Source organism: Paenibacillus cineris, from assembly GCF_018333335.1.
Classification (GTDB): Bacteria; Bacillota; Bacilli; order Paenibacillales; family Paenibacillaceae; genus Paenibacillus_AQ; species Paenibacillus_AQ favisporus.
Map to the genome: position 1 here is coordinate 3,871,286 of NZ_BORU01000001.1, position 22,777 is coordinate 3,894,062.

The following is a 22,777-nucleotide window of genomic DNA, read 5'->3' on the forward strand; positions in this document are numbered from 1 at the left end:
CTTTGCTACATTAATGCTGCCATGCCGCCCAAAAATCCGACCACCATAATGACAAATGCGACCAAAGAGAGGGCTCCCCGAAGAACCCCCTTTGTTTTGGTTCGGGCGAAGGTAATGAGAAAGACGGATAGCCCCATAATCAAGATGGCGATCAGGGATACCCACATTTTTGTCATTGGATCCATACGCTAAAACTCTCCAATCTGTTCCATCATTAACCGTATTATAACACGAAACTTGTCCAATTTCGCAAAATGCGCCCACAAAGTAAGGCTCGGTCAGCAGTCCCCGTACTTCTTCCTCTCATCGGAACAGCAGAGACGATTTGACACATATAAAAAAAGAGCGAAAAGCCCTGCAGCCTCCGGCTCCAAAGACTTCATGCTCTTTTTTCGTCAGACCTATATGATTATTTCTTCATCATCATTTTCATCAACGCTTCCATGTTTTCAGGATTCATCCCGCTTTTCTTCACGGCGCTGATGATATCCTTGATGGTTTCCTCGCTGACGGGAACGTTGGCCATCGCGGATACTTGTTTAATCAGCTGACGGAGCTGGGCCTCGTTTTGCATGGTCGACGGCTTAACCGTGCTGGCCAGTTTTTTGACGGCACTTTCAGAGATGTTTTTGCCCGTTTTCTTATTGATCGCCTTCAGCGCATCCCTAGAAATGTTTTTGCTCAATGTCTTCTCCCCTCCTCCGGCATTCCTCAACCCTAATATATGAGGAAGTGCGGAAAAAGGTGAATAAGCATTAACGGTGCCACTGCTCCCACGTTTCCAGCTTCATCGTCTCCATTTCGGTCTTCGGGTCCCGGCCCATGAGCGCCTCGACGGCAATGCGCGGATTCCGGTTCAAAAAGAGCACGTGGTACAGCTGATCGGCTATCGGCATCTGTACGCCGTATTTTTTCGAGATGTCATGCGCCGCTTGGGTCGTCCGGACACCTTCCACCACCATGCCCATCGAATCCAGCACCTCATCGAGGTTTTTGCCTTGACCGAGCATGGAGCCTGCCCGCCAGTTCCGGCTGTGCCTGCTCGTTGCCGTGGCCACCAGGTCCCCGACGCCCGCGAGGCCGGAGAACGTGAGCGGGTTCGCTCCCATTTCCACGCCGATCCGGGTGATTTCAGCCAAACCTCGCGTCAGCAGCGCCGCTTTTGCGTTGTCCCCGAAGCCAAGGCCATCCGACATGCCCGCGCCGAGGGCAATGATGTTCTTCAGCGCTCCCGCGAGCTCGACCCCGACCATATCCCGGTTCGTGTATACGCGGAAGTCGGAATTCATAAACAAGTCCTGCGCGGCGACCGCCTCGCTCTCGGTCAGTGATGCGACCACAACGGTGGTCGGGCACCGCTTGACGACCTCCTCCGCATGGCTTGGACCGGACATGACTACGATTCTTCCCTCTTCGCAGCCCAGCTCTTCAGCGATGACCGTAGACATCCGCTTCAACGTTTCGGTCTCAAAACCTTTCGTCGCGTGGATCACGAGCATATCCTTCTGCCAATGAGCGCTTAAATCCCGCGCCACCTGCCGCATCGCTTTGGATGGGGCAACGATAACTACGGCCTTCGCCCCCGACACCGCTTCACCCATGTCGCTTGTCGCTTTCAGATTGACTGGCAGCTGAGCGTCCGGCAGATAGCGGTTGTTGGTATGCTGCTCATTGATTTCCTTGACCTGATCCGGATTTCGGCTCCACAGCACCACCTCCGGATGGTTTGCAGCCAGCACGCTGGCCAAAGCCGTTCCCCAGCTGCCCGCGACCAATACAGCCACTTTATTTGACAATCCCTTTACCCCCTTTGGGCCCTCCGGATCCGATTTTGTTTTCCCGACCCTGAAGAATTTTCACAATATTGCTCCGATGTCTCCAGAAGGCAAATAAACAAATAATGAGACTGGTCCAAAAAATCGGCCAGGCATAACCCAAAATGAGCAAAAATACAGGCGTAAGCGCCACGAACACCAGCGATCCCAGCGACACGTACCGTGTAACCACGATTAGCAGAATGGCGATAATGCCGGCATACAGTGCTGGCAGAAAGCTCAGTGTCGCCATGACGCCAATGGTCGTCGCAATGCCTTTGCCCCCGCGGAAGTGAAAATACACCGGCCAATTATGCCCGACGATCGCACCGATGCCGCATAATGCGGGAACCCATGCCTCGCCTCCGCCCATCCACACGCCGATCCACACAGCCGCGATTCCTTTGAGGACGTCCAGCGCCAGAACCAGAACGGCCGGTCCCTTTCCCAGTATGCGCAGCGTATTCGTCGCTCCCGCATTACCGCTGCCGTGCTGACGGATGTCGATCCCTTTCAGCAGCTTGGCAAGGACGACGCTGAAGCTGATGGAACCGAGCAAGTAACTCAGTATAATGGCGATGATCTGTAGAACCAAGCTATTCTCCCCTAACTTTCATCCGATTTGCGCCGAGTAAAGATGCGTATAGGCGTTCCTTCAAAATCAAAAGCAGACCGGATCTTGTTCTCCAAATAACGCTCGTAAGAGAAGTGCATCAGTTCCGGATCGTTCACGAAAATGACCATCGTCGGCGGCTTGACCGCAACCTGCGTCGCATAGTTGATACGCAGACGGCGCCCCTTGTCCGTCGGAGGCGGATTAATCGCCACGGCGTCAGATACGACGTCATTCAATAGATGCGTCTGCACCCGCAGCGAATGCTGCTCGGCGACGTGCTGAACGACCGGCAGAAGCTTGTGGAGCCGCTGCTTCGTTTTGGCGGACAGAAACAGAATCGGCGCGTAGGTCATAAACAGGAAGTGATCGCGGATCTTTTTCTCAAACTGGTGCATCGTCTTGTCATCCTTCTCGACGGCGTCCCATTTATTGACGACAAAAAGAGAAGCTTTGCCAGCCTCGTAAGCGTAACCAGCAATATGCTTATCCTGGTCAATGATCCCTTCTTCACCGTTAATGACGACAAGCACCACGTCCGCTCTTTCGATGGCGCGCATCGCCCGCATAACGCTGTACTTCTCGGTCGTTTCGTATACTTTTCCGCGTTTACGCATACCGGCGGTATCGATCAGCACGTAACGCTGCCCGTCCCGCTCAAACGGAGTGTCAATGGCATCCCGGGTCGTACCCGCAATATCGCTGACAATGACGCGTTCTTCGCCGAGGATCGCATTCACGAGCGACGATTTGCCGACATTCGGGCGTCCGATCAGTGCAACCCGAATCACGTCCTCATCGTACTCGTCATCCGTCAGGTCTGGCAAAATATCTACAATAGCGTCCAGAAGATCGCCGATCCCGGTTCCGTGACTGCCGGATATCGCGATCGGGTCCCCAAAACCGAGGCTGTAAAACTCGTAAATGTCGTCATTGCGCTGCAAATTGTCCACTTTGTTTACGGCCAGCACGATCGGTTTTCCGGAACGGAAAAGCATCTGGGCTACTTCTTCGTCAGATTGGGTTACGCCGCTCTTGGCATCGCACATAAAGACGATGACGTCGGCTTCTTCGATAGCAAGCTCAGCCTGCATACGGATCGATTTCAAAATTTCATCGTCACCGTCAATTTCAATACCTCCCGTGTCAATGACACTGAAAGGTTTGCCGTTCCATTCGGCAACGCTGTAAATCCGGTCACGCGTCACGCCCGGCTTATCTTCTACAATGGCCAGCCTGTCCCCGACCAAACGGTTAAAAATGGTGGATTTTCCCACATTAGGCCTGCCCACGATTGCCACTACGGGTCTTGCCATAGTCACTCCTCCTGTCAATTCTTACGATAATCATCATAGCAAAAAACGTTTCTTTTGGCTAACCTTTCATAGGAATAGCGAATGTTAATTGTATTTTTCCAAAGCATACACCGAACCATGCATGGCCGATTCTTTGGCTTTCATGATCGAACATCTCGTACCAATTTCCCCGAGTCAGCATACTTGCTAATCTAAAAAAAAATCGGTAAACCCGTGTAAGGGTTCACCGATTTCAATTTTGGAGGCCCAAATCATTTAAATTTGCTGAGTTTGTCTCCAAAACGTTCACCGAGTGTAATGCTGAGGCCTTGGTTGCTGAGCGATACGTTCGGGTTGTCTTTCAGATCATCCTTGTGCGCGCTGCTCTTCGGTGCTCTTTCCGGTCTTGGAGCTGCCGCAGGAGCTTCCTCGGTTTCCTTGATGCTCAGGCTTACGCGCTTTTCAGCCGTGTTGATGTCCAAGATTTTGACTTGAACTTCTTGGCCTTCTTTGAGCACTTCATGCGGTGTACCGATGTGCTTATGGGAAATTTGCGAAATATGAACAAGTCCTTCGACACCTGGCGCCAGCTCAACGAAAGCACCGAAAGTGACAAGACGCTTCACTTCGCCTGTTACTACATCGCCGGTATGGAACTTGTCGGCTGCGGATTCCCATGGTCCTGGCTGGGCAGCCTTAATGCTCAGGCTGATTTTGCCTTTTTCCGGATCAACTTTGAGCACTTTTACCTTCACTTGGTCGCCTTCGGACACGACATCGGAAGGTTTGTCCACATGATGCCAAGCCATTTCGGACACGTGAACCAGTCCGTCAACGCCGCCCACATCAACAAAGGCGCCGAATTGAGTCAGACGCTGAACCGTACCTTCGATTTCTTGTCCTTCTTGGAGTTCACCCATCACTTTTTGCTTGTTGGCTTCGAACTCTTCTTCGAGAACGTCTTTTTGCGACAGGATCACTTTGTTGTTCTCACGGTCAAGCTCTTTCACCTTCACGCGCAGCGTGCGGCCTTTGTAGTCGCTGAAGTCTTCAACGAAATGACGCTCTACCATGGAAGCCGGGATAAATCCGCGTGCGCCCACGTCTGCGACGAGACCGCCTTTTACCACGTCAGCTACGGTAACTTCGAAAGCGTCCTGAGCTTCGAAATGCTTCTCGAGCTCATCCCAAGCATTCTCGCTGTCGATCGCGCGCTTGGAAAGAACAAGTCTTTCCTTCTCGTCGTCGATGCTGACAACCTTGCATTCCACTTCCTGACCAACCTGCACCGCTTCGGATGCGTTGTCAAGGTGTACGGAAGACAGTTCGCGGACCGGAATGACGCCGTCATATTTATATCCAATGCTTACATAAGCCTGGTTGTCCTCCAGTTTGACGATCGTGCCTTTCACGGTGTCCCCTTTTTTCAAGGATACGAATTGATCCAATTCCTCTTGGTTTACCGCTTCTGCAGTTTCTTGATTTTTCGTTTCTTCCGACATGTCAATACCCTCCTCAATTCAAAAAAACCCATTTATTCAAACCTGCTGACGCAGAGTTCAAAACATCATAAAGCAGTACGAATCATATGTTTCCAATAAGTGCTTGTGTTCATGCACGCCCGGCTAATTCCCCGAAGGTCTTCCGGTCTTCTCCATTTCATGGATCCGGTCCATGATGCGTTCTGTCACCAGCTCGAGCGGATCGCCATCCACCTCGCCGCTTTTCAGGTCATCCAGGACGATAGGTTGTCCATACACGATTTTCATTTTTCTGAAAATCTTGTAATCGCCGATAATCGCGGCCGGCACGACGGCGGCATTGCCGCGGAGCGCAAACATGGCAGCCCCTTTCTTGGCGGCGCCAGTATCGGAGAAGCGCGTGCCTACCGGAAAGATGCCCATGATTTCACCGCCGCGCAAAATGGAGATGGAGGTCTTGAAAGACTCTTTGCTGACTCCCCCCCGCTTGACGGGAAACGCTCCGAACTGGGTGATCAGCCATCCCAGTACAGGAACTTTGAACAATTCTTCCTTGGCCATGAACTTGACCTGCCGCTTCACCTTGATCCCGACGGATATCGGATCGAGCAGACTTTTGTGATTGGAGCAGAGCAGCACCCCGCCTTCTTTGGGGATATTCTCCGTGCCGACCGCTTCAAAGCGGTACAACAAGGTGAATATGGCCCTAAGGATATCCCGGCAAAAAACGTAAATCTTCAATTCTTCTCCCCACCCCTGTACGTTTTGCAGTAATCAACGATGGTGTCGACAACCTGAGGTATATCCATGTGAGTCGTATCCAGGACAATGGCGTCATCGGCGCAGCGAAGCGGCGAAATTTCGCGCTCTGCGTCCAGACGGTCACGTCTTTCGATATCCTTCTCAAGCTGTTCAAGTGTCATTCCTTCCGCATCGTTCATTTCCTTGTACCGGCGGAGAGCACGCTCTTTGACGCTTGCCGTCATGAAAATCTTCACTTCGGCATCGGGAAGCACGGTCGTTCCGATATCTCGTCCATCCATCACTATGCCCTTGTGCAGAGCCATCTGCTGCTGCAGCCCAACGAGGTGGCGTCTTACTCCTTCAATCTGTGAGTATTGGGATACCATCCCGTTCACCTGCAAAGAACGGATGTAAGGGGTCACATCTTCGCCGTTGACCAGAACTTTCTGCCCGTCTTCCCCGGGTATTAATTCAATCACCATCTTTTGGGTGAGTTGAAGCACTTTTTCAGGAAATTCCGGTCCAATTCCTTGCTCCATCATAAACCACGTTACGGCCCGATACATGGCTCCGGTGTCCACGTATATGTACGAGAGGGTTCTCGCCACCAGGCGGGCAATCGTGCTTTTGCCGGCCCCGGCAGGTCCATCGATCGCAATGTTGATTTTCAAGTTATCCTCTGTCCCCTGCCTAACCAAAGGGGCATTCCTCCTCAAACATAAGCCTCAAGAAAAAAGCAGGCATTGCCTGCGTCGAGAAAATTATACCACACAACCTATTCCGATGCAAAAACGTCCCTCCATTTTACTCTTTCCAATCCCTGACATCCCGCTCTTTGACAGGGATGCCGTCAAGCTTGTACACCGGGGACAAGTATGGTCTGACCTGCTTGATATGAAGCGCCCCCTGTATGAGGATCAGCATAACGACAAGCACAATCAAAGCCCTTTTCACCCATTTGGACAAAACGTCAAAGCATTCCCCGAACAGCCGGAGATACTGCCGAACGCGATCCTGTTCATCCATCAGATACACTCCCTGAATTTTCCTACTAGTGTATCCTTGGCATTGCAAAATATTCCCTCACCCGATCTCTCAGCGGTTCCGGAAATCAAACTGGCGCTCGAAGCAGTACCGGATCAGCTTTTGCCGCTCCATATCCGTAATCGCTTCAAACTTCAGCATCATGATTTTCCGGCCGTTGTCGAGCTGCTGGATCCGGACGACGCTGCCTTTAAACGGAACGTGCTCCAGGTTTCCGTTCTTATACGGTACGAGCACCCAGCAGGACAGCATGTCACCTTCCCGGATCGCCATGTCGGCGTCACTATAAAAGGAAATGCCGCCCCCGCCGACATCTTCTGTACGCGTGACGAAGCGGATATTGTGTTCGGTCTGGACCGCCACCTCCAAACCGGCATTGACGCGCAAAAAGCTTCGGCGCTGGACTTTGCCGATCGACTCGGGCTCAGGCCTGCGGATCCGCACCATCCGGACGACGTCTTCCTTGAAGCCGAGCACGTAAGTATTGAAAAAATTTTTAACGCCGCCGTCGGTCAAAAAATACACCGAAAGCTCGTCACCCATGTGCAGCCGCTTCAGCTGCCCGGTCTTTTCCTGGATGGGCACTTCCATCAGAATGGACTCGTCCTCCAAATCCGTGATGCGGGACTTGTACTCCATCCCCGCTTCTTTCTGGTCTCCGGAATCCACGGAGATAAACAATTGATCGCTGATTTTAGGAAACAACAAACTCACCGCCAGCCTGTAAAATAGCATTCTATCCTGATTATACCATGTCTTTGTTCATAGGTAAGCAGTGTTTTTGCGCAATAAAAAAAGCCCCTCGACTGATCCGAGAGGCTTTGCTCATCACTTGATCCTTGCAACTTTTTGCCTATTTCACCGCTTTTTTATCCGAATCCTTGAGTTCCTCTACGACCCGTTCAGAGCCGTCATTGGCATCCATGTATATCCGGTATCTGGAGCCGTTAATGTTGCCTCCGAATTCGTAGCACAGAGCTTCCTGGCCCGAATCATCCTTGATCAGCGCCAGCCGGTTGTAGTTTTCCTTAAACTCGGGATTCAGCTTCTTCCGCGCCTGGCTCAAGGTCAGCTTCGGTTTTGGAATTTTACGCGCCTGGGATTGCTCGTAAACGAGATCGCTGGCCTGGAACCCGGTCACCTCGCCGTTATCGAGCCCGACCCGAACCGTCATTTTTTCCGGGTACACCAGTACGCCGTCCTGCTTGCGCACATATGTGAAGTTGCCCATATTATCATACTGGTCTGCTGTAACGGCCGTCATGTCATTATAGCCCTTACTTTGCAGAAACTGATCGGCCTTCTTGCGGGCTTCTTCCATCGTAACCGCCTTCGGTCCGACTTCCCGGTTATCGGAAAAGGAAATCAAGTGGCCGCCTTGACGGGTGAAGTTCAGCGACAGCGGAGCAGGCCGGTTGTTGGATCTGACGGTGGCGGTGTAGGATGCCCATTCGGTTCCTTTCCCGTTTTCGGTAACTTGAACGTTGGATTGGCCTCCTCCCGCGCCGGCAAAATCGGCTGCTTTCCGCTTGATATCCTCGGGAGATACCGGCTGTGCGGACAGCTTTTTCACCGATCGCTTGTCATAGATGCTGGATACCGACGGACCCCAGTTCAATTCCGGGTACTCGCCGACCCTTTTGTCTACCGTTTTGAAGCCGTCGATAATGGTGTTGTCCAGCTTCTTGTCTTCCGTGGCCATCGCGCTTTCTACGTCCATCCAGCGCAGCCGGTTGCTGATCACCTTGGACTGCACGTCCTGGAGATCCTTGGTGATTTGTCCGGAGTTGGCGTAGAGCGCCTTCAGGTTTTTGATCTCCTCATTTGACAGCGGCTCTTTCTCCAAATTCCGCATGGAGGTCTGGTAGGAAAACTTCGATATTTTGGACAGAAACTCTTCGGTTTTGTTAAACGGCAGCATGGTGAGCGGCAGCTGGTTGATTTCGTTCTGCGCTTCGCTTGTCAGCCGCCACACGTTGACCAGCCCTTTCCGGTGCATCGCATTGGAAGCCGAGCTTACGGCCAGCGTATTGCCAAGCTCGCTGTGCAGGCGGTCCATATGATAGGACAGGTCATGAAAAGCCCGCTGATACTGGTTTTCCGCCTTGATCAGCACGGCGTTCTTCTCCTGGTTCTCTTGGTACCCCCACACAAACGCTCCGATCATAAACAGGGTGACTATGGGAAATAAAACAGCGCTTAATCGCTTGTACATGTGAAGTCTCCTTTCATCAACTTAAAGCTGGTGTTAGTTTGACTAGAAGAAAGGAGTCTTATGCATCGTTTCCCAGGTATCGGTTCAAAACGGGTCTTCTTCGATATCGAACTGGCTTTGGTTGTTGCACAGGCACTGCTTGAAGCCGGTTTCGATCTTCCCGCGTTCTTTTTTGCCGCGCAGCACGTAGCGTTCCCCGCACTGCCTGCAGACGATTTTTACTTTGACACGCAAAAAAGGACACCTCCATCCTAAAAAGATTGTATCCGAATGCGGATTGTAACTTCTTAGGATAAAGTGTGCCCAATTTAATTACGTATTAACCTCTTCCTCCCGCTTCAGGAAACGGAACGGGGAGCGGTTGTTGGCCCGGTATACCTTGCCCATGCCTCCGTACCATAAAAAAGCCATCAGCGGGACGATAAACCAGATCCAATAATGCGTCATCGTGCTTAAAATAAAGTCGTAGACCCCGTGCCAGAACCACGGGATGATCATCGAATAGACCAGAAAACGCTTGGCCTTGGCTCCGGTCGAAAACCTCGCTCTGCCGAGGTAATAACCCATCATCACCCCGAACATGGCATGCCCCGATACCGGAAGCAGCGCCCGCAGGAACATCGCCCCGAAGGATGCGTGGCTGTACCAGGCATACATCACATTCTCCACAGTCGCGAAACCAAGCGAAATCGCTACGGCATACACGATTCCGTCGTACGGCTCGTCAAACTCCGTATGGTTGTATATCATGTGAAACAGCACGAACCATTTCAAAAATTCCTCAACAAACGCCGATATGACAAAAGAATCCAGATACGGATTGCCGCCGAGACCCGTTGTAAGGCCCCGCTGGATGATCATGACCGGAACCACGATCATAAAACCAAGCAGAAACACCTTGATCACCATAAGCAGCGGTTCCTGATCGTATCTGTCCTTTAAATAAAAATAGGTCAGTAGGGCAAGACCCGGCGCCAATGCCGACGCAATAACCGAAAACAAAAGCACCGTTCTTAATCCCTCCACTTCCTGGCAGTGACCTTAGCGGCCCTGCCGAATGTAACTCCAGCTTCAAAGCAAAGTTCATCCCATGAAGATGAATCCTCATGGGATGTCTCAATCAGGACAACGGTGTTAATCCTGGCGCTTGAAATGTGTGCAAATGACGTCAACCGCATTCTCGGCAATGACGACTTTGCCATATTCCTCAAGTACGGCTTCCGTATAGGATGCAGCTTCTCCGAACTCGGCAAGAACCGCGATCAGCGAAGGAAGCTGATTAGCGTCGATTTCTTCGGGGTCCATGTATAGTACCCATTTATCTCTATAATGATAAAGCCGCCCGGCTTCGGTGATATGTCGTTGAAGTACGTGTGCAGCTTCGATCAGCACTTCGAAGTCGTTAAAAGCATACACGATGGAGTCGCTTTGTTCAAGCGTGACTTCCATTTCGTAAACTTCTTCAGGGAGTTCATCTTCACCCAGTTGACTGTACTGATGATGATCGTATTTCCCCCGGGTCACGATGACGACCATTCCTTGAGCAGGAAGGGCAAACACTTCCACGGCGAGCGGTCCCGTTGCATCAAAGCCCAGTTCGTTATAGGCCTGATCCATCATTTCGGTAAACAGCTCGTGCACCTTCGGGATTTCTTGCCACATGTCCTCCTTCTGGATGCCCCGTTCACTCAGGTCGTCAAACGTAAGGAAAATCCGTATCTTATCTGAGCTTAAGCGTTCTATTTTCATGACAGGATCCTCCTTGTAAGCATTGTTATAACAAATTATGATGTCTCCCATAATATGTGCTGAAAATAGTTCTATGTAAGTATGTTATCATTATATAACCATAAATGCACGCTGTAAAATGGACAAAAAAAGAATCATTTGGAGCGGATAACCGCCCTTTAAATGATTCTAATGGGTTTGACGCGTTTACAATCCAGGTATCACCGTATTTGTCTCTTTCAGAATCATGTCCACTTCCCGCTTGACATCCGGATTGGTGCGGATAAAATCTTTAATCTGGGTAACGCTCGATCCCTTGGAATACGAATCGTTGTGGGAACCATGAGCGTCGTGACGATGGGACGAGCCCATGCCGATGTTCGCCATATCCATCATTTTGTCCTTGGCATTGCCGCCCATGACAGACGTAATCATGCTGCGTCCCCGGTTTCTGGACAAGAGCGTCGTTGCAGCAGCACCAATCAAAATACCGCCAATAAAAGCAGAAGTGTTCATTTAGGTACAACCTCCTTATGGGATGAAGTCGAATATATTTTGAGCGAATATGGTCCTGCTCATGCGGCATAAATTCAGGAAAGCGAGATGAAATCATGGTTAAAATCACGGCGGCGCTAGCTCTATGCTCCCTGCTCATCCTTAGCGCCTGCGGAAACGAGGGACAAAAAGACCAAAAGGCGGTCCCTCCGGCTCAAACAAACGAAGTACATACAAACCATCCAGGCAGCACCACAACAAACGGGACGTCCGGCGTTCAACCCGGCGGATCGGTACCGGAAAGTTCTCCAGAAACGAATAAGGATCAAACGAATAACGATCAAACGAATCAAGGCAGCGCATCCAAGCCGGATTCCGAGGATCAGCAGTCGGGTACAAAAGCGGTAAAGGTGCAGTATCGCATGAATAAAGCGTACGATATCGTTCCGAGTGTTGAAGGGGTTTCGAAAAAAGTCGTACTGCTAACCTTCGACGACGGCCCTAAAAAGGCCGAAATGATCAACGGGTTGATCGATACGCTGGACAAGCATCACGCCAAGGCGATATTTTTTGTCAATGGATACCGCGTCAAGCAGCATCCCGAGCTGTTGAAATTAATAGCGGACCGCGGGCAGACTATCGGCAACCACAGCTGGGATCATATCATCCTCAAAAATAAGCCCGAAGCGGAAGTACGCAGACAAATCGAGGATACGCAGCAGATCGTCAAGGCAACCGTTGGCAAAGCGCCGGTATTTTTCCGTCCCCCCAATGGGGCTGGCGGTGATACCGGCAAGAAAATCGCCAAGGAGAACGGTCTCCTGTATATGACCTGGTCCAACGGCTCGCTCGACTGGACGATGAGCTCCAAAAGCGGCGGCAATGCCGACAAGGTTGTCTCGAACGTGCTGGACCAGCTGCACAGCGGCAGCAACATTTTAATGCATGAGCTTCCGTGGACCGTCGAAGCGCTGGATACGCTCCTTACCAAGCTGGAAAGCAAAGGCTACACCTTTGTAGATCCCGAAAGCATCGATACTCAAATCAAGTAAGGAATCATGCAATGCACAAAAAAGCAGCCGGCATATCGGCTGCTTTTACTCGTTTATCTGTGTTTTTTCTATGGATTCTGTCCTTAGCGTAAGGACATGCATTTCTGCTGGGCAGCACAGGCGGAGCGGAACGCGTCTTGTGCCGAAACCGCGGCTGATCAGCATGCGCGGCCGGCGGACCTCTGCTTCCGGCTGCTCCCATTCAAACCATCCCGAAGCATACTTGCGGTAAAATTGATTCAGCCGGACCGGTCCGAGCCACGGCAGCGTAATTTGTCCGCCATGGGTATGGCCGGCAAGCACAAGGTCCGCCTGGATCGTCTTCTGCTTCTGCAGCCAGGCCGGGTCATGAACGGCCAGGATGCGGCATTCCGCACCGGCATCACGGACAGGCAGCTGTGGAACCGGAGGATAATCGTTTCGTTTGTACCGCGGATAATCAACACCGGTTAACCAGAGGCGCGCGCCGTGTCGCAGCAGAGGAACGTTCTCATCCCGCAGCAATGTGACTCCGCATGCGTTCATCAGCTTTTCCAAACCTTCGGGATCGGCCTTATAATCATGGTTGCCGTATACGGCATATACCGGGGCGATTTCGGCGAGCAGCCTTAAGTTGTGCTCCACTTGGCTTAGCGGTACATTCCGTTCCATAATATCCCCGCCAAGGATCGCCCAATCAACCTTTCCGGCCAGCTGCCGTATCGTCTTCCCCGTCAGCCTTCTGCTATGCAGATCCGATATGAACAGAAGCTTGCAGCCGTCAAAGGGCTTTGGCAGCCTCTCCAGCCTCACGTCGGCCTGCTGAACCAGCTCCAGCCTCGCTTCATACGACATCCTGGCGTAAAGCGCTGCAGCCGCAGCCGCGACGCCTGCCCCTGCCCAGACGAGCCAGGGGGCTACCATAGGTCCTCCAGCGGGGGGGCGCCCTTAATTCCCCAATAAACAAGAAATGCCGTTAAACCGATAAATAAAAAGATTAAAGAGTTCGTAAAATATTTACTGATCTTGATGCGCCGGGAACCGTAAGTGTCCGCCCTTGCCGGAACGGCGGATTCGTCGGCCGTCTCCCTTTTTCCGGCAGTCCGATTACTCCGGCGGGACTGCGGGGCTGCCGCCGAGCCGGAAGCGGCTGCAGCAGTTCTGGCGGCCGCCGGCCGCTTCCCTGCATTTCCTGCCGTTTTTCCGCGTCTCAGCGTTCCGGCCGCCCGTGTTGAAGACGTCTCTGCTGCCTTGGACTTGGGCGGAGTCCGTTGACCGGCACCGGCTGAAGGCGCCTTTTTTACCGGGGTCTTCTTCCGATTTTTTCTGTACGTTTCAACTCTGCTCAATTCGCTGTTCATGCTTCCCTCCGAAATCGAATCACTAGCCCGGATACACAATCAATCATAAAATGGCATAAGACCGGGGCAAGCAGTGTTCCGGAATGTATGTAGATATATCCGAGGCCGTAACTGCTCAAAAAAACCCAGCCGGTTGGAATCCAGTGCTTCAAATACCGGACGTGAATGACCGCAAATAATATACTGGTCCAATACGGACCGAACGCATGCTGTACGGCTCCGCGGAACAGCAGCTCCTCGCATACCGCCACGACCGCGGAGATGACTATAATATGCCATACGGGACGGCGCTGAAACAGCATGTTGTTGATTCCGCCGTCATCCATCACTTCCTCCGGCGTAATCCGGGAGACGAGGAAATCGACGGCAAACATAACGGCGGCCAGCCCAAGCCCCCATGCCGCAACTTGTCCGGGATGCTGAAGCTGAAACAAGGCAAGCGGATTTCTTCGCTGCAGCAGAATCCATACGAGACCGATCAATAAGGTTAGGCCCTGGGTGATATACAGATTGATCAGAAGTAGACGGTCATTCAGCTGTTCAGGCTTAGCCTGCTGAATTTTGGGTAATTTCCATTTCCTTTTTTTCATGATGAGGCCTGCCTGTCTATTAAGTTTCTGTTACTAGAGTGGTTGCAAACATCCCACAACGTGAAGGCTTTACTCCAACATCTGTTTGTGTTCTGCGGGACCCCCGAAATATACGAATTAACTTTGTTAAAAAAGTCCTCCCAGCATTAGAATCATAGCAGATTAAGAGCAGAACATTCAAGGGAAGCACTTTTACCTATTGACACGCCTGATAGGCCCGTGATACATTATGGAAAAATTAATTGAGCGAAACACGATGAAGGAAAGAAGAGGCTTTATCGTCTCCAGAGAGCCGGTGGTTGGTGCAAACCGGTGACAGAGAAGTCATCTTTAGCGTTCCAGAGCAACTGCATTGAACTACCCAGTAGGTGCAGTCGGATGATTCCGTTATCAATCAGGTCTCCAATCGGAAGACCTTGAGGCTGCCGTTCGCGAAGACGGCGGTGAATTAGGGTGGCACCACGATAACTCTCGTCCCTTACTACGGAAGTAGTATGCGGATCGGGAGTTTTTTTGTTGTCCAACTAAGAATAAGGAGAAAAATCCGGCCGGCTGCACGTTCATCCTTTGGCACAGTACCGCGTTGCTTTACGGAATGAACTTAGGCGTCCGCCTGATTGTCTCCCATAGGCTGCTCAGCGGCTCCACTTTCGGCTTCACGGATATGTTCCTATCGGACATGTCCTTATATATAAGCGTTCTAGATATTTAAGGAGGATGGAAACCAATGTTTAAAGTGTTAGTATCGGATCCGATCAGCGATCTCGGAATCCAGCAGTTAGTCGATGCACCTGATGTTACGGTAGAGAAAAATACAGGGCTCTCCGAAGACGAGCTTGCGGCGATCATCGGTGATTATGACGCCCTTCTCGTTCGCAGCCAAACGCGTGTTACCGAAAAAATTATGGCCGCGGGAACCCGCCTGAAAGTCGTTGGCCGCGCCGGTGTCGGCGTGGATAACATCGACCTCGAAGCTGCAACCCAACGCGGCATCATCGTTATTAATGCCCCTGACGGCAATACGATCACCACCTGCGAGCATACCTTTGCGATGATGATGGCACTGGCCCGTCACATCCCTCAAGCTTATGCCAAAACGATCGGCGGAACCTGGGACCGCAAATCGTTCCTTGGCGTCGAGCTTCGCAACAAAACGCTTGGCGTACTAGGTATGGGACGGATCGGCAGTGAGGTGGCCAAACGTGCCAAAGCGTTCGGCATGAACATTCTGGCATTCGACCCGTTCCTGACCCAGGAACGCGCCGAGAAGCTCGAAGTAAAGCTGGCAACGGTGGATGATATTATCCGGAATGCCGATTTTATGACAGTGCATACGCCGCTTACGCCGGAGACCCGCCATATGATTTCCCGTCCGCAATTTGAAGTGATGAAAAAGGGTATGCGCATCATCAACTGCGCCCGCGGCGGCGTCATTGACGAGATGGCCCTGGTTGAAGCGATTGATGAAGGCATCGTTGCCGGCGCCGCATTCGACGTGTTTGAATCGGAGCCGCCGCAGCAGGACCATCCGTTCCTGAACCATCCGAAAATTATCGTTACGCCTCACCTCGGCGCTTCCACCATCGAAGCCCAGGAGAACGTAGCCATTGACGTGTCCGAAGAAGTGCTGCATATTCTGCGCGACGAGCCGTTCAAGAACGCCGTCAACATGCCGCCGGTGGCACCGAGCATCATGAGCCGTCTGCAGCCTTACTTCTCGCTCGGGGAGAAACTGGGCAGCTTTGCCGCCCAAATTACGAAAAACCAGGCGATCCATGAAATTCATGTGGACTATGCGGGAGATTTGTCCGACATCGACACCCTTCCGCTGACTCGCTATATCGTCAAAGGCGTGCTTGCCCACCACCTTGGCAGCGAAGTCAATATCGTCAACTGCATGCATCTCGCCAAAAACCGTGAAGTCAACGTGGCCGTATCCACGGCTCCTAAATCCAAAGGCTTTACGAACCTGCTTACCGTGACCCTCAAAACCTCCGAGAACGAAGAGCGTCTGGTAGCGGGCACGCTGCTTAACGGCTATGGCGAGCGGATCGTGCAGCTGAATAAGTTCCCTGTCGATATCGCTCCGGAGGGTCATCAAATCCTGATTTCCCATAACGACAAACCGGGTATTATCGGCCAAGTCGGAACGCTGCTCGGCAAGAACGACGTTAACATCGCTTCGATGCAGGTCGGCCGGAAAATTATCGGCGGCGAAGCCATCATGATTCTGACCGTCGATAAAGGCGTGCAGAAAGAAGTGCTGAATGAGCTGACGACGATTCCGGAACTCAACAGTGCCGTCGAAATCGTCCTTTCCTAATCGGTCTATACTTTATGAAGAACAGCGTAAGCAGGTTCAAGTGAGCCTGGCTTACGCTGTTTTTTGTTGGTGGGAAACAAGTGATGTTCCACGTTGAACAAGATTAATCTTTTTTCTTCAACAAAAAAACACCCCGTCAGAGGTGTTTCCTGTTCTTTTTCCATTATTTACGGCTTTCGACAGGCAGCAGCATCGTAAAGGCCGTTCCTTCGCCCAGGATGCTGTCCACCTGAATGCTGCCCTGGTGCGATTCTACGATGTTTTTAACAATGGCTAGCCCAAGACCCGTACCGACCGATTCCCCGCGTACCCGTGCCTTGTCCGCCTTGTAAAACCGTTCAAACACGAACGGCAGATCCTCCGGCGGAATGCCTACGCCCTCGTCCTTCACCACGATTCGGATCATCGGCTTTTTGTCCGACAGGACACGGTCGGCAAGGATGCTGATCTTCTTCTCTTCTGGCGTGTGCCTGAACGCATTGTCCAGCAGGTTGGTCATCACCTGCTCCAAACGGTCTTCATCGGCCTCCTCAAGCACCATATCCTCCGTCTTGCGGTCATAAAGGAGCTCGATATTCCGTTCCTTGGCCCGTACCGTAAACTTGCGGTATACGCGCTCGAGCAGCTCGTTGAGGTCAAGCTGCTTTTTGGCCATGTCGACATGCCCCGCTTCCATCCGCGCCATGTCAAGCAGATCCTTAACCAGCCGCCCCATGCGAAGGGATTCGTCATGAATGACCTGAATCAGTTCCTGGCTCTCTTCCGGAGACGCCGCCATGCCATCCAGCAGCGCTTCGCTGTATCCCTGCATCATGGACAGCGGCGTGCGGATCTCATGCGACACGTTGGCAACGAAGTCCTGCCGCATTTTCTCCAGCTGCACTTCCTCGGTTACGTTGCGGAGCACCGCAACCGCCCCTCGGATGTCGTTATCCGAATACAGAGGCGCCATATGAACCGACCAGACGCCCTGCTTGACGTGAAGATTCGTGCTCGTGTCGCCGCTGCCCTCCAGCATATTGTCGAACAGGTCCAGCAAAGGCTCAGGTACCTGCTGTTCTTCCTCCCCTTCGGCGTCCTCCTGATCCAAGTTCCAGTGGATATCCTTCCATTGGGTGATCAGCTTCTGTCCCGGTGGATTCGTCAAGATCACCTTGCCTGAAGTATCGAACGTAATGACGCCATCGCTCATACTTCGGAGGACGCTCGCCAAATGCTCCTTTTCCTGGTTCAAGTTGCGGATATTGTCTTCCAGCTCAGCCGCCATATGATTGAACGTGTTCGCCAGCTTCCCGATCTCGTCGCTCGTATTGATCGACAAGCGCGTGTTGTACTCGCCTTTACGGATCGCTTCGGTAGCCTGAATCATCTGCTGCATCGGCTGCGTAATCTTCGTCAGCAGAAACAGCGCAAAGAAGGTCGTCATTGAAAACCCGATGATAGCTGTGTACGTAAACAGCCGCTTGATGTCCCCGGAGTTCGAATAATTCATATCGATGTATGGAAGCAGAAATAACCCGAGAATAATCAGGATGCATGCTACCAGGCAGATGATGGTCGCCCAGAGCTTCCCGACAAGAGAGGTCCAGAAATTCATGTTATTTCGGTACCTCGAGCTTGTAGCCTACGCCCCAGACGGTGGTGATCATCGCCGCCGACTCCGGTGATACCTTGTTCAGCTTCTCCCGCAGGCGCTTTACGTGCGTGTCGACCGTCCGCAGGTCGCCGAAAAATTCATAGTTCCATACATCCTTCAGCAATTCTTCCCGGGAAAAAACCTTGTCCGGCGAGACCGCCAGGTAATGCAGCAGCTCGTATTCCTTAGGCGTCAAGCTGACCTCTTGTCCGTTCGCTGTCACCCGGTGGGCATCGTGCTCAATCACAAGATGCGGAAACACGATGTTGTTGCTCGAATTCGTTTCCTTCGACAGGTACGCTGTTGCCGAAGAGCGCCGCAAAATCGCTTTTACCCGGTAAATGACTTCCCTCGGGCTGAATGGCTTCACGACATAATCGTCCGCGCCGACTTCAAAGCCTTGAACCCGGTTGATCTCCTCGCCCTTGGCGGTCAGCATCAGCACCGGCGTCGATTTGAGCTGGCGCAGCCGGTTGCACACCTCGATGCCGTCCATGCCGGGCAGCATCAAGTCCAGCATGATCAGGCCATAATCCTGATTGGAAGCTTTACGGAGCGCGGTTTCGCCGTCCTCGGCCTCCTCGACTTCATAGCCTTCCTTCTCCAAATACATTTTCAGCAGGCGGCGGATCCGTTCCTCGTCGTCCACGACCAGGATCCGGTTTGTATGTTCTGACATAAGACAACCTCAACCCCTTCTATGTTTCTGTGAAGAACTTGTCATAACTCCATGCTAATCTTAACAAAAATCCGTTTCAACATCCAAGCGAGCAATGTGAAACGGATTATTCAGTGCTAAAGGATTGAACTAGAGTAACAATTGGCTCCAGTTCAATCTATATAAATTGTCATAACTGGATCAGTTTGTACCCGCATAGGAGTGAAGTCCGGCAATGACCAGGTTCACGCCGACGAGGGTAAACATGACTACCAGGAACCCGAGAACCGACAGCCATGACGACTGGCGCCCCTGCCAGCCTCGGGACAATCTGAGGTGCAGGTAGGCACTGTAGAACAGCCAGCAGATGAGCGCCCACACTTCTTTCGGATCCCATCCCCAGAAGCGTCCCCAGGCCACCTGAGCCCAAATCATTGCAAAGATCAAGGCGCCGAGCGTAAAGATCGGAAATCCGATGGCGATCGCACGGTAGCTGATCTCATCCAAATCATCGGGGTCGATCCCGTCCAGGAACGGAGAGGCCGCACGTCCAAGCGGCTTGCGCGCGATCAACCGGAGGATTCCGTACAGGATAATGCCGGAGATCACCGTCCAAATTATCGTGTTGAACTTGCGTCCCGCGTTGATCCCGTTCATCCAGGACGGAGCGCTGAACAGCGGCTTCGTCATGCCGAGGAACGGCTGATAGCTTTCGACCTTGCTGTGGTAAGGCGCTACGATCGGCGGAAGCTTGTATTCGACGGTCTGCGTAACGCTCGCCGTTTGCCCGGCCGTTCCGGAAGCCTTCGTCTGGGTGAACACGGATTCATAACCGGCTGCACGGAAGGCAAAGACCGTAATGATAAACGAGATAACCAGAATGATCGAGAAAAATACGATTTCGACCCAGCGCTGCTGGCGTCTGTCCTTTTTATCCGTGCTGCTGAAATTCACCGTGCGCAGCAGGTACATAAAGCCTGCTGCAAATGCGATCGCGAAGAACGACTCTCCGGCCGCCGCCATCGTGACGTGGATTTTCAGCCAATAGGACTGCAGCGACGGAATCAGCGGCTGCACCTCCTGCGGAAATACCGCGGCGTATGCCATAATGATGATCGTGATCGGAACGGCGAACAAGCCGAGTATCGTTTTGCGGTAAATGAGATATACCACCGTAAACGCCACCATGACCATCATCGAAAGGAATGACATGAATTCGTACATGTTGCTGACGGGAATATGTCCGCCGCCCGCCCACCGGGTGAAGAAGTACGTTAGCTCCAGCACCAGGCCGAGGGAGGATACCCCAAACGCGATATTCCCCCACTTCCTGCGGTGCGACTCCGGATCCCTGTTGCTCCACCGGCGGCCCATAATGGCGACCGCGAACAGGATGAACGCCGCGCAGTACAGGAAGAATGCGACGACGAACATGTTGCTGCTGAAATTTAACAATCCACTCATGAGTGATTCCCTCCGTTATCCAAGGACTTCTCGTCCACTTCCAGATTCATTTTGCGAAGTATTGCCGCAATCTCCCGGCGGATGCCGAACCAGTTCTTGTTGGTATGCGCACCGAGGGTCAGGTTCCCGTCGTCAATCCGCAGCCAGATCCGGCGGTGCTGCCAATAGAAGCCGAGTATAAGTCCAAGCATGACGATGGCTGCGCCTACCCAGACAAAAGGCATCGCTTTGTCCACCCGGATGTTCAAATAGGTGGTCGACATCGATAAGTCCACATTTCCCATTCCTTTGACATCCAGCTCAAGCGGAACGCTGCCGCCGTTCATTTTGGCGTTTATGGCATCCTGCTGGAAGCGCTCCTTGTCGATTTGTTTCGGGAAATAGAAATAATGTACGCCTTCGGCTGGCAAATTCGGCCCTTTAATCAGGAAGAGAAAAGCCGGCGCGTTTGGATTCGGAGTTTTCGTGACGGGCTGACCGTTCTCGTCCAGCCCAAAATCGTTGTACTTCTCCTTCAACTCAAGCGAATATGGCCCTACCTTGTAGTTTCGCTCTGGATCCTTGATCTTCAGCTGGAACGTTCCGTAATCTTTGCCGGTCTTCTTGTCCACCAGGGAAGGCTTGACCGAACGGAGGACCGGTGTCAAATCGTAGTCAAACTGATAGGCCTTCAGGCCTTTGTAATCCATCGGGTCGTTAACCTCGATGTTGTGATGATCAACGGCCTTCAGCGTAGGCTGTTTGGACGGATCATTGCAGTTGGCCGTACATTCGTACAGGGTCGCCTGCGTCTTGAACAGTTTTGGAAGCACCTTGTTTTTGCCCTGAAATTCCTTTGGCAAATCTTGTTCCGAGTAATATTCAACCGTAAACTTCTCGTTCTTCAAATAATACGACGTATTCGGAATGTGCTTGATTTCGCCTTCTGGAAAAGCGACATGCTGATCCATGTGCAGACCGGGCAAGCCGCGGGCCAGCACGGCCAGCAGGAAAATGATCAGTCCGATATGGATGACGTATGGTCCCCAGCGGCTGAAGCGGTACTTTTCTGCGAGTAAAGCGTTATCCAAGGTATGTACACGGTAGCCTCTTTTCCTGATGTGGACGGATGCCTGCTCCACCCATTCCTTGGACTCCAGCTCTACCGGTCCCTGATATACCACGCGCTGACGGGTCAGGAACTGCTTATGCTTCAAAATTCTTTGCTTGGTAAGCGCTTTGTACAGTGGCAGCACCCGGTCCAGGCTGCAGATGACCAGCGACGCGCCGATCATGACGAGCAGGAGGACAAACCACCAGGATTCGTACGTATGCGACAGGCCCAGCTTGTAATAAATCAATCCGGGCGTGCCGTAAGTTTCCTTGTAGTACGTTGAGGGATCGATGTTCAGAAATGTGTTTTCCTGGGGGAAAATCGTCCCGAGCATCGATCCGAGCAGGGTCAGGATAATCATGTATACGGCGATCTTTACAGACGAAAAGAAGTTCCAGATCCGGTCTATGAAATTCGGGTTGGCACGCTGAGAGCGTCGTGCCATCCCGTCATAGCGCATCTCCAGAACTTCGTTGGACTCGCGGTCTTGTTCTTCCAATGGCCTTCCGCAAGCCTCGCAGAGCACCGTCCCCACGGGGTTTTGGTGTCCGCACTCGCACTTGGTGTTCTTGAATGCAATAACTTCCTTCATCATCAGGAATTCACCAACTCTTCAATTTGCTGATCGAGAGTTTGTAAATCCAGCTGTCCCAGATGGATTTTATTGATTTTCCCGTTAGGCGAGACAAAAAACGTCGTAGGCAGCGGGGATATTCCGTAGGATTGAATGGCGTCCTTCTCGGGATCCAGCATTACCGGGAAGCTGACATGGACCTGCTTCACAAAATTTTCCACGGCCATCTTGTCCTCGCCGGCGTTGATGCCAACGATGACGACATCCTTATCCTTCCACTTATCATACTGGGCCTGCAGGGCGGGCATTTCCTTCACGCATGGTTCGCACCAGGTTCCCCAGAAATTGACAACAAGCGCCTTGCCTTTATATTCATCGAGCGTATGAACCTTGCCGTCCAGCCCGAGCAAGTCAAAGTTCGGCGCCTTACTGCCTTCCGTCGGTTTGCCATTAGAGCCCGAAACCTGTGTCGTAATGGCGTAACCGCCCAAAATGACAATCAACAGCAGGATAATGATTTGAACCTTTTTTCTAGATTTACCCATGCCAAAAGCTCCCTTTCCATGACAAATCACATATTTTAAGCGCAGAGTTTGAACAACCTATGAACAATTATAG

Annotated in this window: 25 protein-coding genes and 1 other annotated feature; of the genes, 2 read left to right on the forward strand and 23 right to left on the reverse strand. The window is 52.1% G+C overall.

Annotated features, from left to right (window positions below; translation table 11 throughout):
• Nucleotides 1–5: 5 nt before the first annotated feature.
• The 15 genes from KI379_RS17960 to KI379_RS18030 all read right to left on the reverse strand — a co-directional run bounded on the left by KI379_RS17960 (nucleotide 6) and on the right by KI379_RS18030 (nucleotide 11,450).
• Complete coding sequence (locus tag KI379_RS17960) at nucleotides 6–185, reverse strand: DUF2768 family protein (protein ID WP_076170084.1); 180 nt, start codon at nucleotides 183–185, stop codon at nucleotides 6–8.
• Nucleotides 186–409: 224 nt separating this feature from the next.
• Complete coding sequence (locus tag KI379_RS17965) at nucleotides 410–685, reverse strand: stage VI sporulation protein F (RefSeq protein ID WP_076170083.1); 276 nt, start codon at nucleotides 683–685, stop codon at nucleotides 410–412.
• A gap of 70 nt (nucleotides 686–755) precedes the next feature.
• Nucleotides 756–1,796 (reverse strand): NAD(P)H-dependent glycerol-3-phosphate dehydrogenase, encoded by a 1,041-nt coding sequence (locus tag KI379_RS17970; protein WP_076170082.1) that lies wholly within the window; start codon nucleotides 1,794–1,796, stop codon nucleotides 756–758.
• Entirely contained in the window at nucleotides 1,786–2,409 is a 624-nt protein-coding gene (gene plsY, locus KI379_RS17975; RefSeq protein WP_076170081.1) for a glycerol-3-phosphate 1-O-acyltransferase PlsY, read from the reverse strand. The genes KI379_RS17970 and plsY overlap by 11 nt, the downstream gene beginning before the upstream one ends.
• An 11-nt stretch (nucleotides 2,410–2,420) precedes the next feature.
• Nucleotides 2,421–3,743: a ribosome biogenesis GTPase Der gene (gene der / locus KI379_RS17980; protein WP_076170080.1), complete on the reverse strand. Its 1,323-nt coding sequence runs from the start codon at nucleotides 3,741–3,743 to the stop codon at nucleotides 2,421–2,423.
• Between the two features lie 251 nt (nucleotides 3,744–3,994).
• A complete protein-coding gene (rpsA, locus tag KI379_RS17985; RefSeq protein ID WP_076170079.1) occupies nucleotides 3,995–5,224 on the reverse strand; it encodes a 30S ribosomal protein S1 in 1,230 nt (409 codons plus the stop codon).
• A gap of 123 nt (nucleotides 5,225–5,347) precedes the next feature.
• Nucleotides 5,348–5,944 carry a lysophospholipid acyltransferase family protein gene (locus KI379_RS17990; protein ID WP_285855049.1) on the reverse strand — a complete coding sequence of 199 codons (597 nt, stop codon included), beginning with the start codon at nucleotides 5,942–5,944 and terminating at the stop codon, nucleotides 5,348–5,350.
• Nucleotides 5,941–6,645 (reverse strand): (d)CMP kinase, encoded by a 705-nt coding sequence (gene cmk, locus KI379_RS17995; RefSeq protein WP_212984357.1) that lies wholly within the window; start codon nucleotides 6,643–6,645, stop codon nucleotides 5,941–5,943. The genes KI379_RS17990 and cmk overlap by 4 nt, the downstream gene beginning before the upstream one ends.
• 106 nt (nucleotides 6,646–6,751) lie before the next feature.
• Nucleotides 6,752–6,973: a hypothetical protein gene (locus KI379_RS18000; RefSeq protein ID WP_212984358.1), complete on the reverse strand. Its 222-nt coding sequence runs from the start codon at nucleotides 6,971–6,973 to the stop codon at nucleotides 6,752–6,754.
• A gap of 69 nt (nucleotides 6,974–7,042) precedes the next feature.
• Nucleotides 7,043–7,696 (reverse strand): flagellar brake protein, encoded by a 654-nt coding sequence (locus KI379_RS18005; RefSeq protein ID WP_179232025.1) that lies wholly within the window; start codon nucleotides 7,694–7,696, stop codon nucleotides 7,043–7,045.
• Nucleotides 7,697–7,844: 148 nt separating this feature from the next.
• Nucleotides 7,845–9,206: a germination protein YpeB gene (gene ypeB, locus KI379_RS18010; RefSeq protein WP_212984359.1), complete on the reverse strand. Its 1,362-nt coding sequence runs from the start codon at nucleotides 9,204–9,206 to the stop codon at nucleotides 7,845–7,847.
• 84 nt (nucleotides 9,207–9,290) lie between these two features.
• A complete protein-coding gene (locus KI379_RS18015; RefSeq protein WP_163879344.1) occupies nucleotides 9,291–9,440 on the reverse strand; it encodes a hypothetical protein in 150 nt (49 codons plus the stop codon).
• Between the two features lie 78 nt (nucleotides 9,441–9,518).
• The gene (gene prsW / locus KI379_RS18020; protein WP_076170075.1) at nucleotides 9,519–10,214 is read right to left on the reverse strand and encodes a glutamic-type intramembrane protease PrsW; all 696 of its coding nucleotides are present in this window, start codon (nucleotides 10,212–10,214) and stop codon (nucleotides 9,519–9,521) included.
• A gap of 126 nt (nucleotides 10,215–10,340) precedes the next feature.
• Complete coding sequence (locus tag KI379_RS18025) at nucleotides 10,341–10,955, reverse strand: genetic competence negative regulator (RefSeq protein WP_076170074.1); 615 nt, start codon at nucleotides 10,953–10,955, stop codon at nucleotides 10,341–10,343.
• A 186-nt stretch (nucleotides 10,956–11,141) separates the two neighbouring features.
• On the reverse strand, nucleotides 11,142–11,450 hold the full coding sequence (locus KI379_RS18030; RefSeq protein ID WP_145131964.1) for a hypothetical protein: 309 nt from the start codon (nucleotides 11,448–11,450) through the stop codon (nucleotides 11,142–11,144).
• A 95-nt stretch (nucleotides 11,451–11,545) separates the two neighbouring features.
• On the opposite strand from KI379_RS18030, the gene KI379_RS18035 reads away from it, so the two are divergent.
• Nucleotides 11,546–12,481: a polysaccharide deacetylase family protein gene (locus KI379_RS18035; RefSeq protein WP_212984360.1), complete on the forward strand. Its 936-nt coding sequence runs from the start codon at nucleotides 11,546–11,548 to the stop codon at nucleotides 12,479–12,481.
• A gap of 45 nt (nucleotides 12,482–12,526) precedes the next feature.
• Here the strand turns inward: KI379_RS18035 and KI379_RS18040 are convergent, their stop codons facing one another.
• The 3 genes from KI379_RS18040 to KI379_RS18050 are packed head-to-tail and all read right to left on the reverse strand — an operon-like array spanning nucleotide 12,527 to nucleotide 14,411.
• Nucleotides 12,527–13,384: a metallophosphoesterase gene (locus KI379_RS18040; protein WP_212984361.1), complete on the reverse strand. Its 858-nt coding sequence runs from the start codon at nucleotides 13,382–13,384 to the stop codon at nucleotides 12,527–12,529.
• Nucleotides 13,378–13,821 (reverse strand): hypothetical protein, encoded by a 444-nt coding sequence (locus KI379_RS18045; protein WP_212984362.1) that lies wholly within the window; start codon nucleotides 13,819–13,821, stop codon nucleotides 13,378–13,380. The genes KI379_RS18040 and KI379_RS18045 overlap by 7 nt, the downstream gene beginning before the upstream one ends.
• Complete coding sequence (locus KI379_RS18050) at nucleotides 13,818–14,411, reverse strand: CPBP family intramembrane glutamic endopeptidase (protein ID WP_076170069.1); 594 nt, start codon at nucleotides 14,409–14,411, stop codon at nucleotides 13,818–13,820. The genes KI379_RS18045 and KI379_RS18050 overlap by 4 nt, the downstream gene beginning before the upstream one ends.
• Nucleotides 14,412–14,658: 247 nt before the next feature.
• Nucleotides 14,659–14,893 (forward strand) — a binding site (T-box leader).
• A 245-nt stretch (nucleotides 14,894–15,138) separates the two neighbouring features.
• Here KI379_RS18050 and serA point away from each other — a divergent pair.
• A complete protein-coding gene (gene serA / locus KI379_RS18055) occupies nucleotides 15,139–16,734 on the forward strand; it encodes a phosphoglycerate dehydrogenase (RefSeq protein WP_076170068.1) in 1,596 nt (531 codons plus the stop codon).
• 163 nt (nucleotides 16,735–16,897) lie between these two features.
• Here the strand turns inward: serA and KI379_RS18060 are convergent, their stop codons facing one another.
• From KI379_RS18060 to resA, 5 genes are all read right to left on the reverse strand, one after another.
• Nucleotides 16,898–18,331 (reverse strand): ATP-binding protein, encoded by a 1,434-nt coding sequence (locus KI379_RS18060; protein WP_089548068.1) that lies wholly within the window; start codon nucleotides 18,329–18,331, stop codon nucleotides 16,898–16,900.
• A 1-nt stretch (nucleotide 18,332) separates the two neighbouring features.
• Nucleotides 18,333–19,049 carry a response regulator transcription factor gene (locus tag KI379_RS18065; protein ID WP_076170066.1) on the reverse strand — a complete coding sequence of 239 codons (717 nt, stop codon included), beginning with the start codon at nucleotides 19,047–19,049 and terminating at the stop codon, nucleotides 18,333–18,335.
• Nucleotides 19,050–19,229: 180 nt separating this feature from the next.
• On the reverse strand, nucleotides 19,230–20,492 hold the full coding sequence (ccsA, locus tag KI379_RS18070) for a cytochrome c biogenesis protein CcsA (RefSeq protein ID WP_089548069.1): 1,263 nt from the start codon (nucleotides 20,490–20,492) through the stop codon (nucleotides 19,230–19,232).
• A complete protein-coding gene (gene resB / locus KI379_RS18075; RefSeq protein WP_244879326.1) occupies nucleotides 20,489–22,180 on the reverse strand; it encodes a cytochrome c biogenesis protein ResB in 1,692 nt (563 codons plus the stop codon). The genes ccsA and resB overlap by 4 nt, the downstream gene beginning before the upstream one ends.
• Entirely contained in the window at nucleotides 22,180–22,704 is a 525-nt protein-coding gene (gene resA, locus KI379_RS18080) for a thiol-disulfide oxidoreductase ResA (protein ID WP_076170064.1), read from the reverse strand. The genes resB and resA overlap by 1 nt, the downstream gene beginning before the upstream one ends.
• Nucleotides 22,705–22,777: the final 73 nt, after the last annotated feature.